A 19,717-nucleotide genomic window follows, 5' to 3' on the forward strand; every position below is an offset into this window, starting at 1 on the left:
GTTCGCCACAACGTCGCGGGTCGCCGAGGCGATCAGCGGTCGCGGCGACCGACCGGAACGATCAGCGGGCCGCCCGAGACGGGATCGTCGATCACACGTGAATGCAGCCCGAAGGTCTCGAGCAACAGTTCAGGGGTGATCACATCGGCGGGCTTGCCCTGGGCAACCACCTCGCCGGCGCGCATCACCACGATCCAATCGCTGTAGCGCACAGCGAGATTCAGGTCGTGCAGCACCATCACCACGGTCTTGCCGTGCACGCTGCGCAGATCGTCGACGAGATCGAGTACATCGACCGCGTGGGAGAGGTCGAGGTAGGTGGTCGGCTCGTCGAGCAGGATCAGATCGGTGCGCTGGGCGAGGGCCATCGCGATCCACACGCGCTGGCGCTGACCGCCCGAGAGTGAGTCGACCGGTCGCTGCGACAGATCGCTGATCGAGGTCAGCTCCATCGCCTCGGAGACGGCTTCGTCGTCGGCGGCCGACCATTGACGCAGCCACGACTGATGCGGATGTCGACCCCGGGAGACGAGATCGAGCACGGTCAAACCGTCCGGCGCGATCGGGTTCTGGGGCAGCAACCCGAGGATCCGCGCCACCTCCTTGGTCTTGCGTGCGGAAATGTCGGTGCCGTCGAGCAGGACCGCACCGTTCGACGGCCGCAACAGTCGGGCCATCGACCGCAGCAGGGTCGACTTGCCGCAGCCGTTGGGGCCGATGATCGTGGTCACCGCGGCGTCGGGGATCTGCAGGTTCAGTCCCTCGATGATCGGATCGGCGCCGTAGCCCACGGTCAGCTCACTGGCCGTCAACCGCGAGCTGCTTCTGTTGGCAGGATCGGCGGTACCGAGGGCGTCGGTCTGACTGAGAGCGGTGTTGTCGGCGGTCATACGGTCGCCTTCCGTGAGACGCGGATCATGAGGTAGATGAGGAACGGGCCGCCGACTGCGGCGGTCACGATGCCGACCGGCAGCCCCGAGGGCAGCACGGTACGGCACACCACGTCGGCGAGTAGGACCAGCGTCGCCCCGACCAGTCCGGAGATCGTCGGCGTCGGTGTGGGGGTGCGGGCCAGCCGGGCGCCGATCTGCGGCGCCAGCAGGGCGACGAAAGCGATGGGACCTGCCGCGGCCACACACATCGCCGAGATCACCACGCCGAGTCCGAGGACGAGAGTGTTGCCGCGGCCGGGTGAGGCACCCAGCCCCGCAGCGACGTCGGGCCCCAGCGACAGCGCCGAGAGGGTGCGGCTGACCGGCCCGACCAGTGCGAGTGCGACCGCGACGGTGATGACCAGCGGCCAGACGTCACTCCATGATGCGTTGTTCACCGAACCCACGAGCCACTGCTGGGCGCGCGCGGCGTCGTTGATCTGGGCGCGGGTGAGCAGGTAGGAGGTGATGGCCTCGAACATCCAGGTCAGCGCGACGCCGACGAGCACCAGCCGAAACGATTCGATACCGCGTCGCCAGGCGAGCAGGTACATCGCCACCGCGGCGACAGCCGCCCCGATGATCGCCGCGACGGGAACTCCGACGCCGGCCAGCCACGACCCCCAGGTCGACCCGAACGCGATCGCCAGCACCGCGAAAGTGCTTGCGCCCGCGGTGATGCCGATCATGTCGGGCGAGGCCAGCGGGTTGCGGGTGACCACCTGGGTGAGGCTGCCGGCGTAACCGAGTCCCAGACCGACGAGCGCGGCGACCAGTGCCCGGGGGAGCTGCACGTCGAAGACGATCACGTTCTGGACCCGCGTACCGCCGCCGAACAGGATGCGGACGACGTCGGCCAGGGTCATCGGGTAGTCGCTGATCGCGATGTCGGCGAGGAACAACACCACCGCGATCACGGTCAGACACACCCCGACCACCGTCAGTCGGGTGCGCATGGGCAGCCGCATCGGACCGATCGCGATCACCGGACGCAACGGTCGTCGGTGCGCCAGGGGTTGCTGCGCAGTGTCGCCGCGCGCCGCACTCGTCACGCTCATACCGCCACCAGCTTCCTGCGCCGGACCAATGCGATGAGGAAGGGTGCGCCGATGACCGACACCATGATGCCCACGTAGATCTCACCCGGTCGCGCGATGACCCGGCCGATCACGTCGCACAGCAGGAGCAGGTCGGCGCCGATGAGCGCGGCGAACGGCACGATCCACCGGTAGTCGGGGCCCACCAGATAGCGTGCGATATGCGGTGCGAGCAGGCCGAGGAAGGCGATCGGACCACATGCCGCGGTCGCCGCACCGGCGAGGATCGTCAGGGCCAGCAGCCCGAGGAAGCGGGTGGTGGCCACGCGGGTGCCCAGCGCGGTGCTGAGATCGTCACCGAGGCTCAGTGCGTTGAGGAAGTAGCCGTTGGCCACCGCGAGGACCAGACCGATGGCGATGAAGGGCAGCGCGGCCCAGATGACGTCGGTGCCGCGTCCGGAGATCGAGCCGACGTTCCAGAACCGCCACGCGTCCAGCGAGGCGGAGTCGACCAGCACGATCGCCGAGGTGATCGCCAGCAGCATCGCGTTGAGACCCGTGCCGGCGAGTACGAGCAACAGCGGGCTCGACCCGCGGGCCGCCGAGGCGACCACGAACACCAGTGCCGAGGTGATGAGCGCACCGACCAGGCCGAAGCCCATGTACTGGATCGGGGTGGCGATGTTCAGGACGTACACGCCCACCACCACCGCGCACGCGGCCCCCGCGTTGACACCCAGGATTCCTGGATCCGCCAACGGGTTTCGCGTATGCCCCTGGGCGAGTGCACCCGCAGCACCGAGTGCGAGCCCGGCCAGCAGACCGAGGATCGTGCGCGGGATGCGCAGCTGATGGACGATGCCGTAGGCGTCGGTGCCGCGTGCGGCGGCATTCGCCCAGGGCACCGAGGTGTTCGCCCACAGGGCGTCCCACACCGTCGGCAAGGACATGAGTCGCGAGCCGACGGCGATCGACAGCGCCAGCGCGATCACCAGGACCGCGACGAGGACGAGTAGTTCGATCATCCGGATGCGGGTGGTGCGGCGGCGGTGGGCGACGGGAGCCGAGGCCGCCGTGGTGGTCGAGGGAGTCTCGATCACGGACATACTCGCCCCTCCCGGATGTGTGATGTGCGGTTGGTGTGGCTGTGTGGTCGGTGTGGCTGCGTGGCTGCGCCGAGATGCTCGACCGACCGCACCGATGCGCGCGCCGCAACATAGGCCAGCCTAACCATCATCGGGGAATACGGCCGCATCGGGTGGTCGGTTGCCTTGTTGCTGCACGAGGCGGTTTCTGCGTAACAGCTGTGAAGTGTCCTAACGATAAGTAAAATGTGATCTACATCTCAGGTGCAGATGCACGCACGACCCGACAGCCATCACGTGCCTCGTGCCCGTGGGAAGTAAGGAGAGCAGTGCGATGACCGAGAACACGACCGCGTCGAACACGACCGCGTCGAACACGACCGCGTCGAACACGACCGCGTCGACCACCGAGGCAGCCGCCGGTCCTACTCTGACACCCCTGCCTGACAGTTCGGGGCCCGGTAGGTCACGACGCTGGGCGAGGGTTGCCGGTGCCGCGGTGACCGCGATCGGCCTCGGAGCCGGGGCGTTCGTCGGAGTGGGCCCGGCGCAGGCCGACACACCCGCCCCCGCCGCCGGGGCGCCGAATCTGCACCTCGAAGGCGGAGTGTTCTGCACCTTCGGTATCCAACCCGGCAAGCCGTGGGGTGAGTCGTGGTCGATGACGCGCTATATGAAGGTCACCGCGCAGAACGGCACCTTCCGCAACGTGACGTTGCAGGAACTCGGCGGTCAGAACCAGTTCAAGAAAGACCTGAAGGCCGGTGAGTCGCTGGAGATCAAGACGGTCTGGTTCGGCTGCTTCCCGTCGTCGATCTCCGGGTACACGATTTCCGACTACGGTGAGAACCTGCTCGACAACGCCGGATTCTGGTGGAACGTCCGCCAGATCCAGAACCCGAGGCTGCTGAACGGATGAGTCGGCCCCTCGGCTGACGAAAGGAAAGCCGTGCGGCTGGCATCGACCGGATACACCATCGAATTACCCGAGTGGGTGGCCGACGAACTGGCCGATGTCGACGAGGTGATCGACGACCGCGTGGAGCGGATGCGGCTGGTCCACCGGCTCGCCGACCGCAACTGGCGTGAGGGCAACGGTGGCCCATTCGCCGCACTGGTCGCCGAGACCGCGACCGGTCGGATCGTCTCGGTGGGCGTGAATGTCGTTCTCGCGTCAGGCATCTCGTCGGCGCATGCAGAGGTCACTGCGCTGGGCACCGCGCAGCGGGCGGTGGGCACCTGGGATCTCGGCGCGGCCGGGCTTCCGGCCCACGAACTCGTGGTCAACTGGCGGCCGTGTGTGCAGTGCTACGGCGCGACGCTCTGGTCGGGGGTGCGGACACTCGTCGTCGCCGGATCGGGTCCGGAACTCGAGGAGATCACCACCTTCGACGAGGGGCCGATGCGGGAGGACTGGGCCGCACAGTTCGTCGCCCGCGGCATCGAGGTGGTCGACGGTGTACTTCGCGACGAGGCGCTCGAGGTCTATCGGGCCTATCGCGCCGCGGTGGACGCCGACGGCCTGACCGTCTACAACGCGCGCACCGGAGCCTGAACGCCTCAGGCAGGGTCTGAACACACGAGCGGGGTGGGAGGCGCTGCCTCCCACCCCGCTCGTCGGGTTCTGGCGAACCGGTCAGTCCTTGCGGACCTTGTGCGGCTCGGATGCGGCGAGCATGTCGTCACGCTCGACCACCTTCACGCGCTCGCGACCCTCCTTGGCGCCGAGGGCACGCTCGTGCTCGTCGAGGCGGTACCAGCCGTCCCAGGTGGTGAACGGCACGTCGCGTGATTCGAGCAGCTTGACGATCGCGTCCTCACCGGGCTCGGCCGGGTCGAGCAGATTGCCCGCGGCCATGTCCTCGATGACGCACTCGATGGTCTCGTTGGCGTCACCCTTGGTGTGGCCGATGAGGCCGATCGGTCCGCGCTTGATCCAGCCCGTGGTGTAGAGGCCGGTGAGGTGGGTGCCGTCGTCGAAGATGCGGCCCGACTCGTTGGGGATCACGCCCGCCTGATCGTCGAACGGGATCGACGGCAGATTGTCCGAGAGGTAACCGACGGCGCGGTACACGGCGGTGACATCCCAGTCGGTGAGCTTGCCGGTCGGCTTGACGTTCCCGGTCCCGTCGAGCTGGGTGCGTTCGGTGCGCAGGCCCACGACCTTGCCGTCCTCGCCCAGGATCTCCACCGGGTTCTCGAAGAAGTGCAGGAACAGCTTGTGGATCGCACCCTGCTTGGGCTCACGGATCGCGTAGTTCTCGATGATGGTCGAGACCTGGTCGACGATCTTGGAGCCGCGGCGTGCCACGGCCGAACCCTCGTCATAGTCGATGTCCTCGGGGTCGACGACGACCTCGATGTTCGGTGAGTGGTCGAGCTCCTTGAGCTCGAGCGGGGTGAACTTGGCCTGCGCGGGACCGCGGCGGCCGAACACGTGCACCTCGAGTGCCTTGTTGGACTTGAGGCCCTCGTAGACGTTGGCGGGGATCTCGGTGGGCAACAGCTCGTCGCCGGTCTTGGCCAGCACGCGTGCCACGTCGAGTGCCACGTTGCCCACGCCGATCACGGCGACCTTCTCCTCTTCGAGCGGCCATTCCCGCGGGAAGTCGGGGTGTCCGTCGTACCAGGCCACGAACTTGCCGGCGCCGTAGCTGCGTTCGAGATCGACTCCCGGGATCTGCAGTGCACGGTCGTCGGTGGCCCCGGTGGAGAAGACCACGGCGTCGTAGTGACTCTTCAGATCGTCGAGGGTGAGGTCGGTGCCGTAGTCGACGTTGCCGATGAGGCGGACCTGCGGCTTGTCGAGGACCTTGTGCAGGGCGGTGATGATGCCCTTGATGCGCGGATGGTCGGGCGCGACGCCGTAGCGGATCAGGCCGAAGGGTGCGGGCATCCGCTCGAACAGATCGATGCTCACACCGCGTTCCTTGGCGGTGTCGGTCTTCATCAGGGCATCGGCCGCGTAGATGCCGGCAGGCCCGGCACCGACGATCGCGACTCGAAGCGGACGGTTGTTCTCGCTCATGATGGGTGGAGTGTGCCTTCTCTGTTCTCGGGTAACGCGCCAGCCCCCATCGTAGGGTGCCCGGGCCGCGCGCCCAACCTCGGTGTGACGTATGAGGAGGTCGGGGCCGGTCCGGCGGTGGCCGGCGTCAGTCGTCAGGCGTTGGCGGAGACGTTCTCGCGCGACTCGTCGGCCAGCGGTCCGACCAGACGGTCGAGGACCCACGGGATGGTCAGCACGGTGGGTACCGACATCGCGGTGCCCACGGATTGGTCGGCATAGACCACCCCGCCGCGTTTGACGATGTCGAGGTTGTTCCAGGCAGGGTTGGCCTTGAGCTTGTCGGTCGCGCCCTCCCAATCGACCACCACCACGCGGTCGAGGCGGTTGAGCATGCCGAGGTTCTCCTGGGAGATCTCGCCGTAGAAACCGCCGGTCAGGGTCGATTTCAGGTAGTCGGGGAACTGGAAGCCGAGGTTGGTCAGCATCTGGCCGCGGCCGTCACCGGGGCCGTAGATCGAGACGCCGCCGTCGGGGGAATTGGTGATGACCGCGGCGGTCTGGCTCGCCCACTCGGGATGCTGTGCGCGCGCCTCGGTGAAGCGCGCCTCGGTGTCGGCGATCTTCGTGCGCGTCGGCGCCGACATACCCACCGAGTCGCCGATCTCCTGCGTGGACACCTTCCACGGCACCTGCCAGTCGGGGTACTGCTCTGGGCGCACGATCGTCGGGGCCACCTTGCTCAGCGTCGAGTACTGGTCCTTGCTGACCTCGTTGTTCACCCCGACGATCAGGTTCGGGTCGGTGGCGATGGCCTTGGGGATCTCGCCGCCGAGATCCTGCAGCGCATTCGACAGCACCGCGATGTCGGACTCCTTGCCCTTGAGGTACTTCTCGTTCCACGGGGTCACCACGGTCTTGTTCTGCGGGTCGAGGAACGGCGCGATGCTCGTGGGGGTGATGCCCAGGGCGAGCAGGATGTCCTCGTCGCCGGCGCCGAGGGTGGCCACCCGGGTGGGGGCCGAGTCGATGGTGGTGGTGCCGTACCGGTGGGTGATCGAGACCGGGAACGTGTCGGTGCGGCTGGGGGAGACCGCACTCGCGCCGGTGTCGCTGTCATCGGAGGAGGAACAGGCAGCTGTCGCGCCGACGAGCGTGCACACTGCCGCAGCACCGATGAGGGCCGAGGTCAACCGGCGCCAGCCGCGGCCGGAGCCCGCAGAACCTCGACGGAACGTACGACGGAAGTCAGCCATGCGGGCCTCACCTCGTTCTGTTTGGATAGCCTTACCTGTCAGAGTAAAGACTCTGGCATGGCCGGTGTGAAGCGGGCACACGGACCCCGGGGTGGCCCCGTCGCGCCGCTCACTAGACTCCGGCTCATGGCGAAGTCGTCGCGAAAGCCGTCCGGTGCGCGTGAGCAGGGATCGGCATCGCGTCAACAGCCTGCCCGTGACCAGAAGCCGCCCCGCGACCAGAAGCAGGTGGCCGCCGAACCTGAGGCGGTCGACGAGTCGACCTCAGGACTGCGGGCCATCTGGCCGTTCCTGGTGGCGCTGGGCATCGTGGTGCTCTTGTTTGCCATCTGGGGAATCGCGCAACTGGTCAACCCCAGCGATGAGCGCATGGGGACCAACGACAAGATCGCGGCGGCGGTCAACGACCACTACACGGCGCAGAACTCGGGGAACTACGACAAGTTCCGTGCCACCACCTGCTCGGCCGTACTCGGCGCTGCGGACTTCCCGACCGAGTCGGCCTTCGATGCCGATCACGACCGCGACAGTCGCGAACACGGCAAGATCCAGATCGACTCGATCGACGACATCGCCGTCGACGGGTCCACGGCCACCGCGACACTGCGATGGACCTGGGAGAAATCAGGCGACGACAAGCAGAGCACGCCGATCCGGTTGCAGCAGGAGTCCGACACCTGGAAGGTGTGCGGAAAGCCCTAGTGCCCGTTGGATATCGGCTCAGTACCCGGCGATGCCGGTGAACTTTGCGCCGTCGACGCGGGCCACCACGTGTTCGTCTGCGCCGTCGGCGAGCGGTACGGCCCGTATGGTCCCGCCGAGGTCGCTGACGTAGACGTAACCGCCCTCGGTGTCGACGGCCAACCCGATCGCCTCGTCGAAACCGTCGGCGAGGACCGTGGGGGTGCTGCCGTGCTCACCGGACGCGGGGATCGGTGCGACGTTGAGTGTGTTGCCGGCCGGCGGTGCACCGCGGTCGGTCCAGAACAGCAGCCCGGCTTCGGGTTCGACGTGCAGGTCGATCGGTTCGGGTAGGTCGGTGAACAGCGTCTCGATGTCGGTGCGGGTCTCGGCGGACTGTCGCTCCGGAATGTCGAGTCCGGCACGGAGGATGCGCCCGCGCCCGCCCTTGCTCGGCCCCTTCTGCGTCCAGTAGAGGTACCCGCCCGAGGAATTGCTCAACCGGCCGGGGTCCACGGCGACGCCCACACATTCCTGCGTCCACGTGTCATCACGCTGGTTGCGGATGAGTGCGGTGAGATCGCTGCCGTCGGTGCCGACCCGATACACCGCGGCGCCCTCGCGGTCGCAGAAATACAGCAGTCGCGCGTCGAGATCGGCGGCGAGTTGTTTGCCGGTGGTGAACGAGCCTTCGGGCACGAGTTCGGTGACCTCGGAACCGTCGCGCCGTGCGGTGCGGATCGATCCGTTGCGGTCGGTGTAGTCCCAGCCCTCACCGTTCGTGGTGGTCACCGCGGCCCGGTGTGGGCGACCCATGGTGGTCCAGTACAGGCGGTCGGGTGCCACCACGATGCCGTCCGGAGAGGGCCCGGCGTCATCGGTGAGAATGTCGACCTTCCCGTCGGGAAGGCTCACCTGCAGGATCGCGTGGTGTGCGACATCGAGGACGTACAGGCCGTTGAAGACATCTGCTGTGACTGTCATATCCGCCTCGATCGTGTGTGATCGCACACCCGCTCGGTGTGCCGTCCGGGGTCGGTCCAGCCCTTGCTGTCGCACCCGCTTGTCGTCTCCACCGTAGTGACCGATGGTCTTCGACGGTGATCCACAGCACCCGATGGGGGTGTCACGTCCGATGCGGTGCCGCCGACGACGCCGGGTGATCGGCGGTGTGACACTCTGGAAGTCATGAGCTATGCCGGTGACGTCACGCCTGAACAGGCATGGGAGACGCTGTCCACTGATCCGGATGCGGTGCTGGTGGACTGTCGAACGCAGGCCGAGTGGGCATTCGTGGGGGTGCCCGAGCTGGGCGCGATCGGCAAGGCCGTCGTCCTCATCGAGTGGAATCATTTTCCCGGCGGGCACAACGACGCGTTCGTCGACCAGCTGCGCGCGGCCGGTGTGCGCGACGATCAGACAGTGCTGTTCCTGTGTCGCTCGGGTCAGCGGTCTATCGGCGCCGCCCAGGCGGCGACCGCGGCGGGAGTGGGTAAGTCCTACAACATTCTCGACGGTTTCGAGGGCGGCCTCGACGCCGACGGCCACCGCGGCTCGGTGGGCTGGCGTGCGGTCGGACTGCCCTGGCGTCAACAGTGACCACTGCGTCCGCACTGACAAATGCGCACATGCGTCCGCAGTCTCGTGATCAAGAGGAGTTGTCGTGAGTGATCAACTGCCGGAGGATGTTTCGGCACAGACCCTGGCTGTCCGCGGTGGGCTGGCCCGGTCGAATTTCTATGAGACCTCCGAGGCGCTGTATCTGACCTCGGGGTATGTCTACCCGTCGGCCGAGGCCGCCGAGCGGGCCTTCACCGGCGAGGACGAACGTTTCGTCTACTCGCGCTACGGCAACCCCACGGTGGCGATGTTCCAGGAGCGGCTGCGGCTGCTCGACGGCGCGCAGGCCTGCTACGCCACCGCGAGCGGCATGGCCGCGGTCTTCGTCGCACTCGGTGCGCTGCTCAAAGCGGGTGACCGACTGGTCGCCGCGCGCAGCCTGTTCGGTTCGTGCTTCGTGGTGTGCAACGAGATCCTGCCGCGCTGGGGGATCGAGACGGTCTTCGTCGACGGCGAGGACCTCGACCAGTGGGAACAGGCGCTGTCGGTCCCCACTCAGGCGGTGTTCTTCGAGACGCCGTCCAACCCGATGCAGACGCTGGTCGACGTGCCGGCCGTCGCGGAGATGGCACATGCCGCAGGCGCACAGGTGGTCCTCGACAACGTCTTCGCCACCCCACTGCTGCAGCGCGGCTTCGACCTCGGCGCCGACGTGATCGTGTACTCGGGCACCAAGCACATCGACGGTCAGGGCCGGGTGATGGGCGGTGCGGTGCTCGGATCCGAGGAGTTCATCAACGGTCCCGTGCAGACCCTGATGCGCCACACCGGTCCGGCACTGAGCCCGTTCAACGCCTGGACGATGCTCAAGGGTCTCGAGACGATGAAGCTGCGGGTCGACGCCTCGGTCGACTCGGCGCTCAAGGTCGCCGAATTCCTCGAGGCGGACCCGCGGGTGAGCTGGGTGAAATACCCCTATCTGCCCTCGCATCCGCAGTTCGACCTGGCCAAGCGGCAGATGTCGGGCGGCGGCACCGTGGTCACCTTCGAGATCGCCGACGGCAACGGAAAGTCCGGTAAGGAACGCACCTTCGAGGTGCTCGACAAGTTGCGCGTGATCGACATCTCCAACAACCTCGGCGACGCGAAGTCGCTGCTGACCCACCCGGCCACCACCACCCACCGTGCGATGGGTCCGGAAGGCCGCGCGGCCATCGGCCTCGGCGACTCCGTGGTGCGGCTGTCGGTGGGCCTGGAGGGCACCGAGGATCTCATCAACGACCTGGACCGGGCGCTCTAGTCTCGCCCCTCTCGTCTCGCCGCCCGCATCCGCTGCACGAATCCCCGTTCGCGGACAAGATCCGTGCGGCGGATGGGGATTGATGCCGCGGACGGCGTATAGAGCGGGTCTTCGTGCGTCGACGTCGGGCAGTGAGGCGCGGTCCGGTTCATCATCTCGACGACCGACACCATGCAACCGGAGCGGCGCGATCGGCGTCTGAGCGGTCATGACCTTCCCCCCGATCTACCCCGTCGACCGTCACGGACTCATCCGACGCGAGTCGGCGTTGCGAGCCGGATTCTCCGACAACCAGCTCAATGCCGCGGTGACACGCGGTGGTCTCATCCGGCTGACCCCCGGCGTGTTCGTGGAGCCGCGCGACGACGTCGAGACAGCGGTCGGCTGCCGCACTCCACGGACTACCTCTGCTGCATCCCGACCAGCGGCTCGTCCATTCGACCAGCGGGCGCGGGAGTGGTGGCAGCATCCGGGCCCACCGGCACACCCACACCGGCGTTCTGGCGCCGGACGAGCTGACCCGCGTCGACGGCATCGCGGTCACCTCGCTGGAACGTACGGCCGTCGACGTCGCGATGATGGGGGACTTCGCCCAGGCGCTCACTGTTTTCGACGCCGCGCTGCGCCGGGGCGCAGATGTGGCGCTCATCCGGGCACGCGTCGATGGCGCACACACCACGGGCATCCGCATCGCGCGTCGAGCGCTGGGCCATGCGACGGGATTGTCCGAGAGTGTGGGGGAGTCGTGGAGCAGGGCTCAGATCATCGAGGCCGGCTTACCTGTACCCACGTTGCAGTGCAGGTATCGCGGGAGTTCGACGTATTTCTGCGATTTCGACTGGGACGGTGTACTCGTCGGCGAATTCGACGGGATGACCAAGTACAGCAGGCTCCTCCGCCCCGGTCAGACGATCGCCGACGCGGTGGCGCGCGAGAAGGCCCGCGAGGACGAGCTGCGCGCCCTGGGTCTGATGGTGCTGCGATGGACGTGGTCGACCCTCGTACGTGGCGAGCTGGTCGAGTTGCTGACTCCCTGGCTCCTCCGCCTGGGCATCACCGGTACCTGATTGGTGCCCGACCTCAGTACCCGGCTTCCGCATCCGCTGCGCGAATCCCCGTTCGCGGACCAGATCCGTGCAGCGGATGGGGATTGATGCCGCGGATGTGAGGGTCAGTCCAGCGCGTCGGGGCAGCCGAGACTGCGCAGGATGGTCGCGAACTTTGCTGTGGTCTCGGCCAATTCGGCGTGCGGATCGGAATCGGCGACGATCCCGCCGCCGGCCCAGGCGCGTACCGTGCGCTGGTCGTCGAAGATCTCCGCGCACCGGATGGTCACCATCCAGCGCCCGTCGCCGTGTGCGTCGCTGAAACCCACCGCGCCGCCGTAGAACCCTCGTGGTTCCTCCAACTCGGCGATGATGGCGCGCGCCGCATCCGTGGGTACCCCGCAGACGGCAGGGGTCGGGGACAGGGTCATCGCCAGCTCGAGTGAGGTCATCGACGGGTCGGCGAGTCGTCCGGTTATCGGCGTGCCCAGATGCCACATCGCGCCCGTGCCGAGCAGCGTGGGGTCCTCTTGAATGTGCAACGTCTCACACAGCGGCGCGAGCACCTCCCGGATGTGTTCGACCACGAACCGGTGCTCGCGGTGGTTCTTGTCCGATGCGACCAACTCGGCGGCGGCGGCGCGGTCGGCGTCGGCATCGGCGTGACGGCGCGCCGACCCGGCCAGCGGGTGACAGAACACCTCGGCTCCGCGCTTCTCCACCAGCAGCTCCGGACTCGCTCCGACCAGCGTGTGCCCGGCAGCGCCACCGGCCGACAGGTCGACCCCGAACACCTCGGCGTTGGCGTTCGCCGCAGCCAGCGACGACACGAGAGCCTCGATGTCGATCTCGTCGTCGAACAACAGGTCGACCGACCGCGCGGCGACCACCTTCTCGGCCGCGCCGGCATGGATGCGCGCGACCACCTCGGCCACGCGGGCGATGTGGAGTGCCGGCTCGGGATTGTGCGACTTCACGCTGACCGGATGCATCCGCGGCGGCCTCGCGTCAACGGGAGGACCGGTGCGGATCTCCGGGGCGCCCCAGAGCGAATCGGGACTACCCGGCTCGAACGACAGTGCGCCACCCACGACTCCATAAGTGTTGTCGCGCAGTCCTTTCACGGCATCGGCGGCGGCAGAGATCGGGGCCGACGACTCGTCGAGGCGATAGGAACCGCGGACGTCGGAGAGCAGGAATCGCACTCCCACACGGTACTCGCCGGGGTTTTGTGCGGCGTGATCGCAATGGCCGCAGGAGGTTGACGATCGGCGATTTCCGCCGCTACTGTCGGCGACAGGTCACGAGTACCAGCGTTCAGCCCCGGCTTGCTGGTCGGCAACCCTCCTCCGCGGTGGGGTGCTCCGGGTGACGACCTGGCTGATCGCCAGACGGCGACGGCAAGCGCGGACTCCGGCGACTTCATGCCGAGTCCTTGACGTGAGTGAGGAACTCGTAATGACTGCTGTTCTCGACACCACCGCCCGTTTCGACGCGACGACTGTCATCGACACATGTGGCGACGGCACAACGCGCCTGACCTGTGCCGATGCCGACCGTGGCGCATCCGGCCGCGGTACGCGCGGGCTGGCCGCGGTTGCCGGAGAGGGTGTCACCGTGCCGACCACCCGCGGTGAGGTGACCTACGCGAACTTCGACTACGCGGCGAGCGCACCCGCACTGACCGCAGTGGTCGAACAGATCACCGCGGCATTGCCCGAATACGCCAGCGTGCACCGCGGCGCCGGACATCTGTCGCAGCTGACCACCGAACGCTACGAGCAGGCGCGTACGGCCGTGAAGCGGTTCGTCCGTGCCCGCCTCGACGACCATGTGGTGTTCACCCGCAACACCACTGACGCGATCAACCTGCTGGCGCACTGTGTCACCGGCGACACCGTCGTCCTCGACATCGAGCACCACGCGAACCTCTTGCCGTGGAAGCGATCCGGTGCACGGGTGGTGGCCTGCCAGCCGACACTGGAGGAGACCCTGCAGGCGCTGGAAGCCGAACTCGCCTGCGCCCCTGCGGCTCTGCTGGCCATCACCGGGGCGTCGAATGTCACCGGCGAGGTGCTGCCGATCCGCCGTCTCACCGGCATCGCACATCGTCACGGTGCGCGCATCCTGGTCGATGCCGCGCAGCTGGCTCCGCACCGCGCACTGAATCTGACCAGCCACGGCGTCGACTACGCCGTGTTCTCCGGCCACAAGCTCTACGCACCCTTCGGTGCCGGCGTCCTCGTGGGCCGCGGTGACTGGCTCGACGGGGCGCAGCCGTATCTGGCCGGTGGCGGCGCGACCGCCGATGTGAGCGATCACGGTGCGGATGTCCGCTGGCATTCCGGGCCGGCACGCCACGAGGCGGGCAGCCCGAATGTGCTCGGCGCGCTCTCGATCGCGGCCGCAGCAGACGTGTTGAGCGCACTCGGACACGACCGTCTCGGTCTCGACGAGGTGGCACTGTGTGATCGCCTCGAGGAGGGGCTCGCCGCGATCGACGGTGTGGAGATCCTGCGCATCTGGCCCGACTCCGAGGACCGGGTGGGGATCGTCGCCTTCACCGTCACCGGGATCGCCCCGCGTGCAGTGGCCGAATATCTCAGTGACACACACGGAATCGGCGTGCGCGACGGTCGATTCTGCGCACATCCGCTGCTGTCGCACCTCGGACATCCCGAGGGTGCGGTGCGGGCGAGCTTCGGTCTGGGTACCTCGGTGGCCGACGTCGAGCGGGTGATCGCCGCAGTGACCGAACTCGTCGATGCGCACGCCGCGACATCCGGGGTGCATGCGTGAGCACTGAGGCGGTGACAGCTCCGCCGGTCGCACCGTCCGGATCGCGGGCGGTGCGACCGCCGTTGACGGTCGTCATCGACGGCGAGGACCACCCGATCGCCTGGAGCGGACCTCGTGACGTGGATTCACCGTGGTCAGATTCACCGTGGTCATCTGTGCACCGCATCCGATCCGAGACACTCGCCGATGCGGCCCGGAAGCGAAAGGCATTGCGCGCAAGCATCGATGACCCCGGAGCGCTGGTCGTGGCCCTGGAGGTAGAGGTACTCGTCGCGCCGGATGCATCAACGGCGCGAGCGGCCGCGGCGAGGATCGGCTCGGACCCAGACGCCGCGACCGCAGATGTCACAATCCCGGACACCACGGTCCGCTATATCGGGACCCCGTACGGCCTGCTCACCCTGGTGGAGGACATCTACGCCGCAGACGTCGCAGACGCAGTGATCCTCACGCCGATCGACGGGTTGGCCACTGCCGCGCTGATCGCCGATCAGGTGCTGCCGGTGCTGCGTTCGCGCCGAGCGAGCTGACCCCGCTCAGCCCAGTGCCACCCGGCCGCCGGCGAGCGGGGTCACCCTCGCCGTGTAGGCCGCCGCGAGGTCCAATCGCTGCCACGAGGGCTTGCCCCGACTCTGATCGTCGAGCGGATAGCCCGCGGGCAGTGCCGTCTGACGCAGCAGGTCGACCAGTTGTGCGTGGTCGAGGCCCGGATGGGCCCGAGCGACCAGTGCGACCGCGGTCGGCGGTACCACGAACGGCGCCGTGGGCGAACCGATCCGGGTGAAGCCGTAGGTCATCCGCTGTCGATAGACAGTCACAGCGTCGGCTGTGCGCAGATAGGGCTTGTCGTGGGCGATGCACACCGACAGCACTGCGCCGCAGCGCCATTCCAGCTCGGCCCGCAGTTCCGCGCCGGCCGCGACGATCAGCGGGCGGAAGCGGGGATCATTCCACCGGTCGGCGACAGCGGCGTCGGCCACCATTCGCCCGCCGATCACATCGAGCGGATAGTGCACGCCGAGCACCACGCGGTTGTAGCCCACTTCGCTCCCGCGTGCGAGGAACTGCGGTGCGAGTTCGGGGATCATGAGTGCGAGCAGGCCTGTGCGCACCATGGCCGAAGCGGTGTGTCCGGACGGGAATGACGAACCATCCGACAGCACATCGCTTGTCGACTTGCCCGGGCGGTTGTAGACCGTGATCCGATCCGGCTCGGTCACATACGGACGGTCGTTGTCGGAGATCAGCTTCTCGACCAGCGTGGAGGCGGCAATACCCTGGCCGCGGGCGAACACTGTGTCGAGCAGGGCCGACACCTTGGGGAGCCGCTTGTCGGCGAGCGCCTGCCGGAAGTCCTTGCCCAGGCGCGCTCCGAACGCATCCGACATGGTGTAGAGCTGGTTCTCCGAGATGCCGTCGATCGCGTAACCGTCGTCGAGTGCGCGCTTGCGCCTGACTGGATCGTTCTTCGCCGACTGGTTGATCGCCGCGGCCTTGTCGGAGTTCTCGGCGATGGTGTCGGGATGATTCGCGCGGATGTCGGTGAAACTCGAGATGACCGGCCAGTAGATGATGTCGGAGCCGTGGACGTCGGACTGGTACACGGTCGCGATCGCCCCTGCCGGGAAGGGGGACGGGGTGGGGCGGGCGGGTGCGGCATTCGCGTCAGGCAGCTGAGTGCCGACCAGCGCGCACGCCGAGATGGCGGTGATCGCCACGGCGCGGGCGACGGCGATGAACCTTGTCGTGTGCCAGGTTTTCATGTGTGCGGTCCTCACTTGGCCGTGTGCCTGGTTCGGTGTGCTGATGCGCTGCCATGTACTGATGTGGAGCTGTGGGTCGTTGCAGGCTTGGCGCTCAACGGATTCGGGGTGTAGACGGTCTCATCGGCGCCGGGGTAGGGCTTGCCCTCGTCGGAGATCCGGCACAGTGCCTTGGCGGCACCCTGGGCGCTGGCCAGCCCGTATTCGGGTCCCGAGTTGAATGTGGTGATGTCGTTGATCGCGCGAGCGCCGTTGAAGACGGCGTTGACCGACACATCCGACAGCGGGATGTAGTGGGTGAGTTCGCCACCGGCACTGACGTTCTGCAGCACTCCGGCCACATAGGTGAGTCCGGGACCGCCGATCACGGGTAGCGACGCCACCTTCTCGAACACTGCGGACAGTTCGTCCTCGTCCTTGGGTACGAAGGCGTTGCTGATGTACAACTTGCGGAGGTTGGCGCGCACCGTCGTGACGCTCGCGGCGTAGGAAGCCCGTTCGGGCTTGGGCAGTGTCGACTCATGCGTCGCGCCGACGTAGGCGACGGCTTCGTCGAGGCTCAGTGCCGACAGCGGCCGGCAGTCGCGACTCGAGAGTGTCAGTGACTTCGCGAAGGCGGTCAGCTCCGGGCTCACGTTCACCGCGAAGGCGTTCTTCACCGTCTCGCGCGTGATCGGCGTGGTGCCGTCACCGGCGGCCAGGCAGGTGCTGTCGGCGCTGTCGGCGATCGCTGTACCGCCCTTCTCGGCGACCGTACCGGGCAGCTCCACAACCTCTTTGACGACAGCCCCAGCGATGTCTCCGGCAATGTCGCCGACGACGGGGACGCCGACCGCGCTCGATACGGCGGATGAGGCCACCTTGTCCAGTACGACGGCGATGTTGCCGAGGACGAGGGCGTCATTCGCCTCGATCCCCACCAGCGCTGTCTCGATGGCGTCGTTGAGCGAGATCGACGACAGCTTGTAGCCGTCGCGGTAGGTGCCGTTCCTGATCGACAGCACCCGCTGGGTCAGTGCGTTGGCGCCGTGGGTGGCCTGTACTCCCTGCCCGGGGCTCACCTCCGATCCGCGCTCGGTGATGACCAATGTGCTCACCGTGGCGTTGCGCAGTTGTGCCGAGAACTGTGTGGCCGCAGAGTCGATCGCCGGGGCGGCACCGGGAGCTCGCTGCTTCAGCGCACCGGCGACGATCGGCACCACCTCGCCGAGCGTCAGTGTCGAGCCGGAGCGGCATTCGGTGGGAAACGGCGCAGCCGGCTGCCCGATCGGTGCGGCGTGCACCGGTGCGACACCCACGATCGAGGTGACGGCGCAGAACATGCCGACCCCGGTCGCGAGGGCGAGAGTGCGCCGTGGCGCGCGCCGCAGGGCAACGGGCAGAACAGAACTCATGACGATCCACTCTCTCTGGGAAGCGATACTGCGGGGAAGTGACGATGGTGGGAATGACGCTGCTGGATGTGCCGGACCGCCGGGGCGGGTAGGGAAGTCAGGCGCGCAGGAGCTTCGGGTGACCAGCGCGGGTATACCAGCCGAACGCCCGGCGCACGCCCGATTGCGGATTCGTCACATCGTCGACGTAGTACCAGTCCATCTGGGCGCGTGCCTTGTCGACCGTCATCACACCGAAGCCGTGGGTCGTCAGCTCGACATCCTTGATCCACGGGTTGACCGTCGTGATCGCCTGCTGGGCGATGCTCATCGCTGCGGCAGCAGGGGCTGCCAGTGCGCTGGTGAGCGCGAGACTGTCGAAGCCGCTGGCCGCGGTGATGCTCGGCGGAGTGAACTCGCAGGCAACCACCCGCCCGTCACTGTCTTTACCGTAATGCGGTGCACTCAGCGGGATCTCGCTGGCCCACGAACTGTGGATGTCGCCGGTCACCAGCACCACGCTCTTCTTGCCGGCCGTGTCGATCGCATGCAGGAGTTTGCGGCGCTCGGCTTGATAGCCGTCCCACTGGTCGTTGTTGAGGGTGATGCCATCGGCGGGCAGCCCGATCTGGTGGTGCAGCCAGTCGGCGACCCTGGGGTCGGTGGTCTCGGGGATCACCAGCGGCACCATCATCACCTCGTTGCCGATCACCTGCCACTGCGTGGACGAGGTGGTGATCGAGGTCTCCAGCCACGTGTACTGCGTCGTGCCGGTGATGCTGTGGTTCGGGTCGTCGACGGCGAGATAGGACTGCTTGTCCCGGTAGGAACGCAGATCCGGGATGATGAGCTCGGCGAGATCGCCGAAACGGAATCGGCGGTAGAGATGCTCGCCGTTGTCGATCGAGTTGGGACGCACCGGCATCCACTCGAAGTAGGCCTTGTCGGAGGCTCGCTTGCGGGCACTCCAGCTGCCCTGGGTGAGCTCCTTGTGGTTCTCGGCGCCATCGCGGTAGGAGTTGTCGGCCGATTCGTGGTCATCCCAGATGCAGATGAAGGGGTGGGCCGCATGTGCGCGGGCGAGGTCGGGGTCCTGGTGGTATTTCCCCTGGCGAACGCGGTAGTCGTCGACGGTCACGGTGGCGTGGACCGGGGCGGTCTGGCGGACCACCTCCCCGAATTTGCCCGGATAGCCGCCGGTCTCGTATTCGTAGGTGTAGTCGCCCAGATGCATCACGAAGTCGAGGTCGTCGCGGTCGGCGATTGCCCGGTATGAGATGAAGTGGCCGGCTTCGTAATTCGCGCAGGAACAGACCGCGAACCGCAGCTTGTCGACATCCGACGACAGCGCCGGTGCGGTCTTGGTGCGGCCGACCGGGGATGTCGCGCCGGCCAACGGCCCATCAGCGACGGTGAACCGGTAGAAGTACCTCGTGGCCGGCTGCAGACCAGCCGCGTCGACCTTGACGGTGTGGTCGCGTTCCACCGAGGTCGTGAACAATCCAGCCGACACGATGTGATCGAAGCGGGGGCCCGGGGAGACCTCCCATCGCACGGTGGTCGGTGAGCCGAATCCCGAACCCGGTGTCGCACGGGCCTCGGGTGTGACCCGAGTCCAGAGGATCACCCGGTCGGGGAGGGGATCGCCGGAGGCCACCGAATGCGCGAACACCGAATTCTTCGGGCTCGCTTCGGCATTGGGGCTCACGGCGGCGGCGACGGCGGCGGCCGATCCGGCGGCGACGGATGCGGTGCGCAGGAACATCCGACGCGACATCGAGGTCGTCGCGGCGGGGTCGGGCCGGGGGGCACTGCCAGGTTGCTGTGACACCAGCTGAGTGAAGACGGCTCAGGTTGCGGCTTGGGGTACAGAAGGTA

General features: G+C 67.3%; 17 protein-coding genes, 1 pseudogene and 1 riboswitch. Of the genes and pseudogenes, 8 read left to right on the top strand and 10 right to left on the bottom strand.

Annotated features, from left to right (window positions below; translation table 11 throughout):
- Positions 1-32: 32 nt before the first annotated feature.
- The 3 genes from IEW22_RS14190 to IEW22_RS14200 are packed head-to-tail and all read right to left on the bottom strand — an operon-like array spanning position 33 to position 2,994.
- Entirely contained in the window at positions 33-890 is an 858-nt protein-coding gene (locus IEW22_RS14190; RefSeq protein ID WP_188587272.1) for an ABC transporter ATP-binding protein, read from the bottom strand.
- Complete coding sequence (locus IEW22_RS14195; protein ID WP_188587273.1) at positions 887-1,990, bottom strand: FecCD family ABC transporter permease; 1,104 nt, start codon at positions 1,988-1,990, stop codon at positions 887-889. The genes IEW22_RS14190 and IEW22_RS14195 overlap by 4 nt, the downstream gene beginning before the upstream one ends.
- Positions 1,987-2,994, bottom strand: coding sequence for a FecCD family ABC transporter permease (locus tag IEW22_RS14200; RefSeq protein WP_229742705.1), 1,008 nt, complete (start codon positions 2,992-2,994; stop codon positions 1,987-1,989). The genes IEW22_RS14195 and IEW22_RS14200 overlap by 4 nt, the downstream gene beginning before the upstream one ends.
- Positions 2,995-3,388: 394 nt before the next feature.
- Between IEW22_RS14200 and IEW22_RS14205 the strand changes: the two genes are divergently transcribed.
- Complete coding sequence (locus IEW22_RS14205) at positions 3,389-3,973, top strand: hypothetical protein (protein WP_229742687.1); 585 nt, start codon at positions 3,389-3,391, stop codon at positions 3,971-3,973.
- A gap of 30 nt (positions 3,974-4,003) precedes the next feature.
- Positions 4,004-4,609, top strand: coding sequence for a nucleoside deaminase (locus tag IEW22_RS14210; protein ID WP_188587275.1), 606 nt, complete (start codon positions 4,004-4,006; stop codon positions 4,607-4,609).
- An 81-nt stretch (positions 4,610-4,690) separates the two neighbouring features.
- Here the strand turns inward: IEW22_RS14210 and IEW22_RS14215 are convergent, their stop codons facing one another.
- Both IEW22_RS14215 and IEW22_RS14220 read right to left on the bottom strand, forming a co-directional pair.
- The gene (locus tag IEW22_RS14215) at positions 4,691-6,082 is read right to left on the bottom strand and encodes an FAD-dependent oxidoreductase (protein WP_188587276.1); all 1,392 of its coding nucleotides are present in this window, start codon (positions 6,080-6,082) and stop codon (positions 4,691-4,693) included.
- A gap of 134 nt (positions 6,083-6,216) precedes the next feature.
- Complete coding sequence (locus IEW22_RS14220) at positions 6,217-7,317, bottom strand: ABC transporter substrate-binding protein (protein WP_188587277.1); 1,101 nt, start codon at positions 7,315-7,317, stop codon at positions 6,217-6,219.
- 126 nt (positions 7,318-7,443) lie between these two features.
- Between IEW22_RS14220 and IEW22_RS14225 the strand changes: the two genes are divergently transcribed.
- A complete protein-coding gene (locus IEW22_RS14225) occupies positions 7,444-8,019 on the top strand; it encodes an Rv0361 family membrane protein (protein WP_188587278.1) in 576 nt (191 codons plus the stop codon).
- 18 nt (positions 8,020-8,037) lie between these two features.
- On the opposite strand, the gene IEW22_RS14230 is transcribed toward IEW22_RS14225, so the two are convergent.
- Positions 8,038-8,982, bottom strand: a complete 945-nt coding sequence (locus IEW22_RS14230; protein ID WP_188587279.1) for a hypothetical protein — start codon at positions 8,980-8,982, stop codon at positions 8,038-8,040.
- Positions 8,983-9,186: 204 nt separating this feature from the next.
- Between IEW22_RS14230 and IEW22_RS14235 the strand changes: the two genes are divergently transcribed.
- From IEW22_RS14235 to IEW22_RS20575, 3 genes and pseudogenes are all read left to right on the top strand, one after another.
- Positions 9,187-9,597: a rhodanese-like domain-containing protein gene (locus IEW22_RS14235; protein WP_188587280.1), complete on the top strand. Its 411-nt coding sequence runs from the start codon at positions 9,187-9,189 to the stop codon at positions 9,595-9,597.
- A gap of 64 nt (positions 9,598-9,661) precedes the next feature.
- The gene (locus tag IEW22_RS14240) at positions 9,662-10,858 is read left to right on the top strand and encodes an O-succinylhomoserine sulfhydrylase (RefSeq protein WP_188587281.1); all 1,197 of its coding nucleotides are present in this window, start codon (positions 9,662-9,664) and stop codon (positions 10,856-10,858) included.
- Between the two features lie 208 nt (positions 10,859-11,066).
- Positions 11,067-11,925 (top strand): annotated as a pseudogene (locus tag IEW22_RS20575) (hypothetical protein).
- A 104-nt stretch (positions 11,926-12,029) separates the two neighbouring features.
- Here the strand turns inward: IEW22_RS20575 and IEW22_RS14250 are convergent.
- The gene (locus IEW22_RS14250; RefSeq protein WP_188587282.1) at positions 12,030-13,115 is read right to left on the bottom strand and encodes an isochorismate synthase; all 1,086 of its coding nucleotides are present in this window, start codon (positions 13,113-13,115) and stop codon (positions 12,030-12,032) included.
- A gap of 88 nt (positions 13,116-13,203) precedes the next feature.
- Positions 13,204-13,317: riboswitch (SAM riboswitch) on the top strand.
- 45 nt (positions 13,318-13,362) lie between these two features.
- Here IEW22_RS14250 and IEW22_RS14255 point away from each other — a divergent pair.
- Together IEW22_RS14255 and IEW22_RS14260 are read left to right on the top strand one after the other, a co-directional pair.
- Complete coding sequence (locus tag IEW22_RS14255; protein ID WP_188587283.1) at positions 13,363-14,703, top strand: aminotransferase class V-fold PLP-dependent enzyme; 1,341 nt, start codon at positions 13,363-13,365, stop codon at positions 14,701-14,703.
- On the top strand, positions 14,700-15,233 hold the full coding sequence (locus IEW22_RS14260) for a hypothetical protein (protein ID WP_229742690.1): 534 nt from the start codon (positions 14,700-14,702) through the stop codon (positions 15,231-15,233). Before IEW22_RS14255 ends, IEW22_RS14260 begins: the two co-directional genes overlap by 4 nt.
- 6 nt (positions 15,234-15,239) lie before the next feature.
- Here the strand turns inward: IEW22_RS14260 and IEW22_RS14265 are convergent, their stop codons facing one another.
- From IEW22_RS14265 to IEW22_RS14275, 3 genes are all read right to left on the bottom strand, one after another.
- Complete coding sequence (locus IEW22_RS14265) at positions 15,240-16,466, bottom strand: phosphatase PAP2 family protein (RefSeq protein ID WP_188587284.1); 1,227 nt, start codon at positions 16,464-16,466, stop codon at positions 15,240-15,242.
- An 11-nt stretch (positions 16,467-16,477) separates the two neighbouring features.
- Positions 16,478-17,860 (bottom strand): hypothetical protein, encoded by a 1,383-nt coding sequence (locus tag IEW22_RS14270; RefSeq protein ID WP_188587285.1) that lies wholly within the window; start codon positions 17,858-17,860, stop codon positions 16,478-16,480.
- 97 nt (positions 17,861-17,957) lie between these two features.
- The gene (locus tag IEW22_RS14275; RefSeq protein WP_229742692.1) at positions 17,958-19,670 is read right to left on the bottom strand and encodes an alkaline phosphatase D family protein; all 1,713 of its coding nucleotides are present in this window, start codon (positions 19,668-19,670) and stop codon (positions 17,958-17,960) included.
- Positions 19,671-19,717: the final 47 nt, after the last annotated feature.

Source organism: Gordonia jinhuaensis (genome assembly GCF_014639795.1).
In the GTDB taxonomy this organism is placed as follows: Bacteria; Actinomycetota; Actinomycetes; order Mycobacteriales; family Mycobacteriaceae; genus Gordonia_B; species Gordonia_B jinhuaensis.

Coding starts and splice junctions, on each gene's coding strand:
- IEW22_RS14270 (WP_188587285.1), bottom strand. CDS start 17,860: ATGAGTTCTGTTCTGCCCGTTGCCCTGCGGCGCGCGCCACGGCGCACT.
- IEW22_RS14265 (WP_188587284.1), bottom strand. CDS start 16,466: ATGAAAACCTGGCACACGACAAGGTTCATCGCCGTCGCCCGCGCCGTG.
- IEW22_RS14255 (WP_188587283.1), top strand. CDS start 13,363: ATGACTGCTGTTCTCGACACCACCGCCCGTTTCGACGCGACGACTGTC.
- IEW22_RS14225 (WP_188587278.1), top strand. CDS start 7,444: ATGGCGAAGTCGTCGCGAAAGCCGTCCGGTGCGCGTGAGCAGGGATCG.
- IEW22_RS14195 (WP_188587273.1), bottom strand. CDS start 1,990: ATGAGCGTGACGAGTGCGGCGCGCGGCGACACTGCGCAGCAACCCCTG.
- IEW22_RS14235 (WP_188587280.1), top strand. CDS start 9,187: ATGAGCTATGCCGGTGACGTCACGCCTGAACAGGCATGGGAGACGCTG.
- IEW22_RS14220 (WP_188587277.1), bottom strand. CDS start 7,317: ATGGCTGACTTCCGTCGTACGTTCCGTCGAGGTTCTGCGGGCTCCGGC.
- IEW22_RS14205 (WP_229742687.1), top strand. CDS start 3,389: ATGACCGAGAACACGACCGCGTCGAACACGACCGCGTCGAACACGACC.
- IEW22_RS14190 (WP_188587272.1), bottom strand. CDS start 890: ATGACCGCCGACAACACCGCTCTCAGTCAGACCGACGCCCTCGGTACC.
- IEW22_RS14215 (WP_188587276.1), bottom strand. CDS start 6,082: ATGAGCGAGAACAACCGTCCGCTTCGAGTCGCGATCGTCGGTGCCGGG.
- IEW22_RS14230 (WP_188587279.1), bottom strand. CDS start 8,982: ATGACAGTCACAGCAGATGTCTTCAACGGCCTGTACGTCCTCGATGTC.
- IEW22_RS14200 (WP_229742705.1), bottom strand. CDS start 2,994: ATGATCGAACTACTCGTCCTCGTCGCGGTCCTGGTGATCGCGCTGGCG.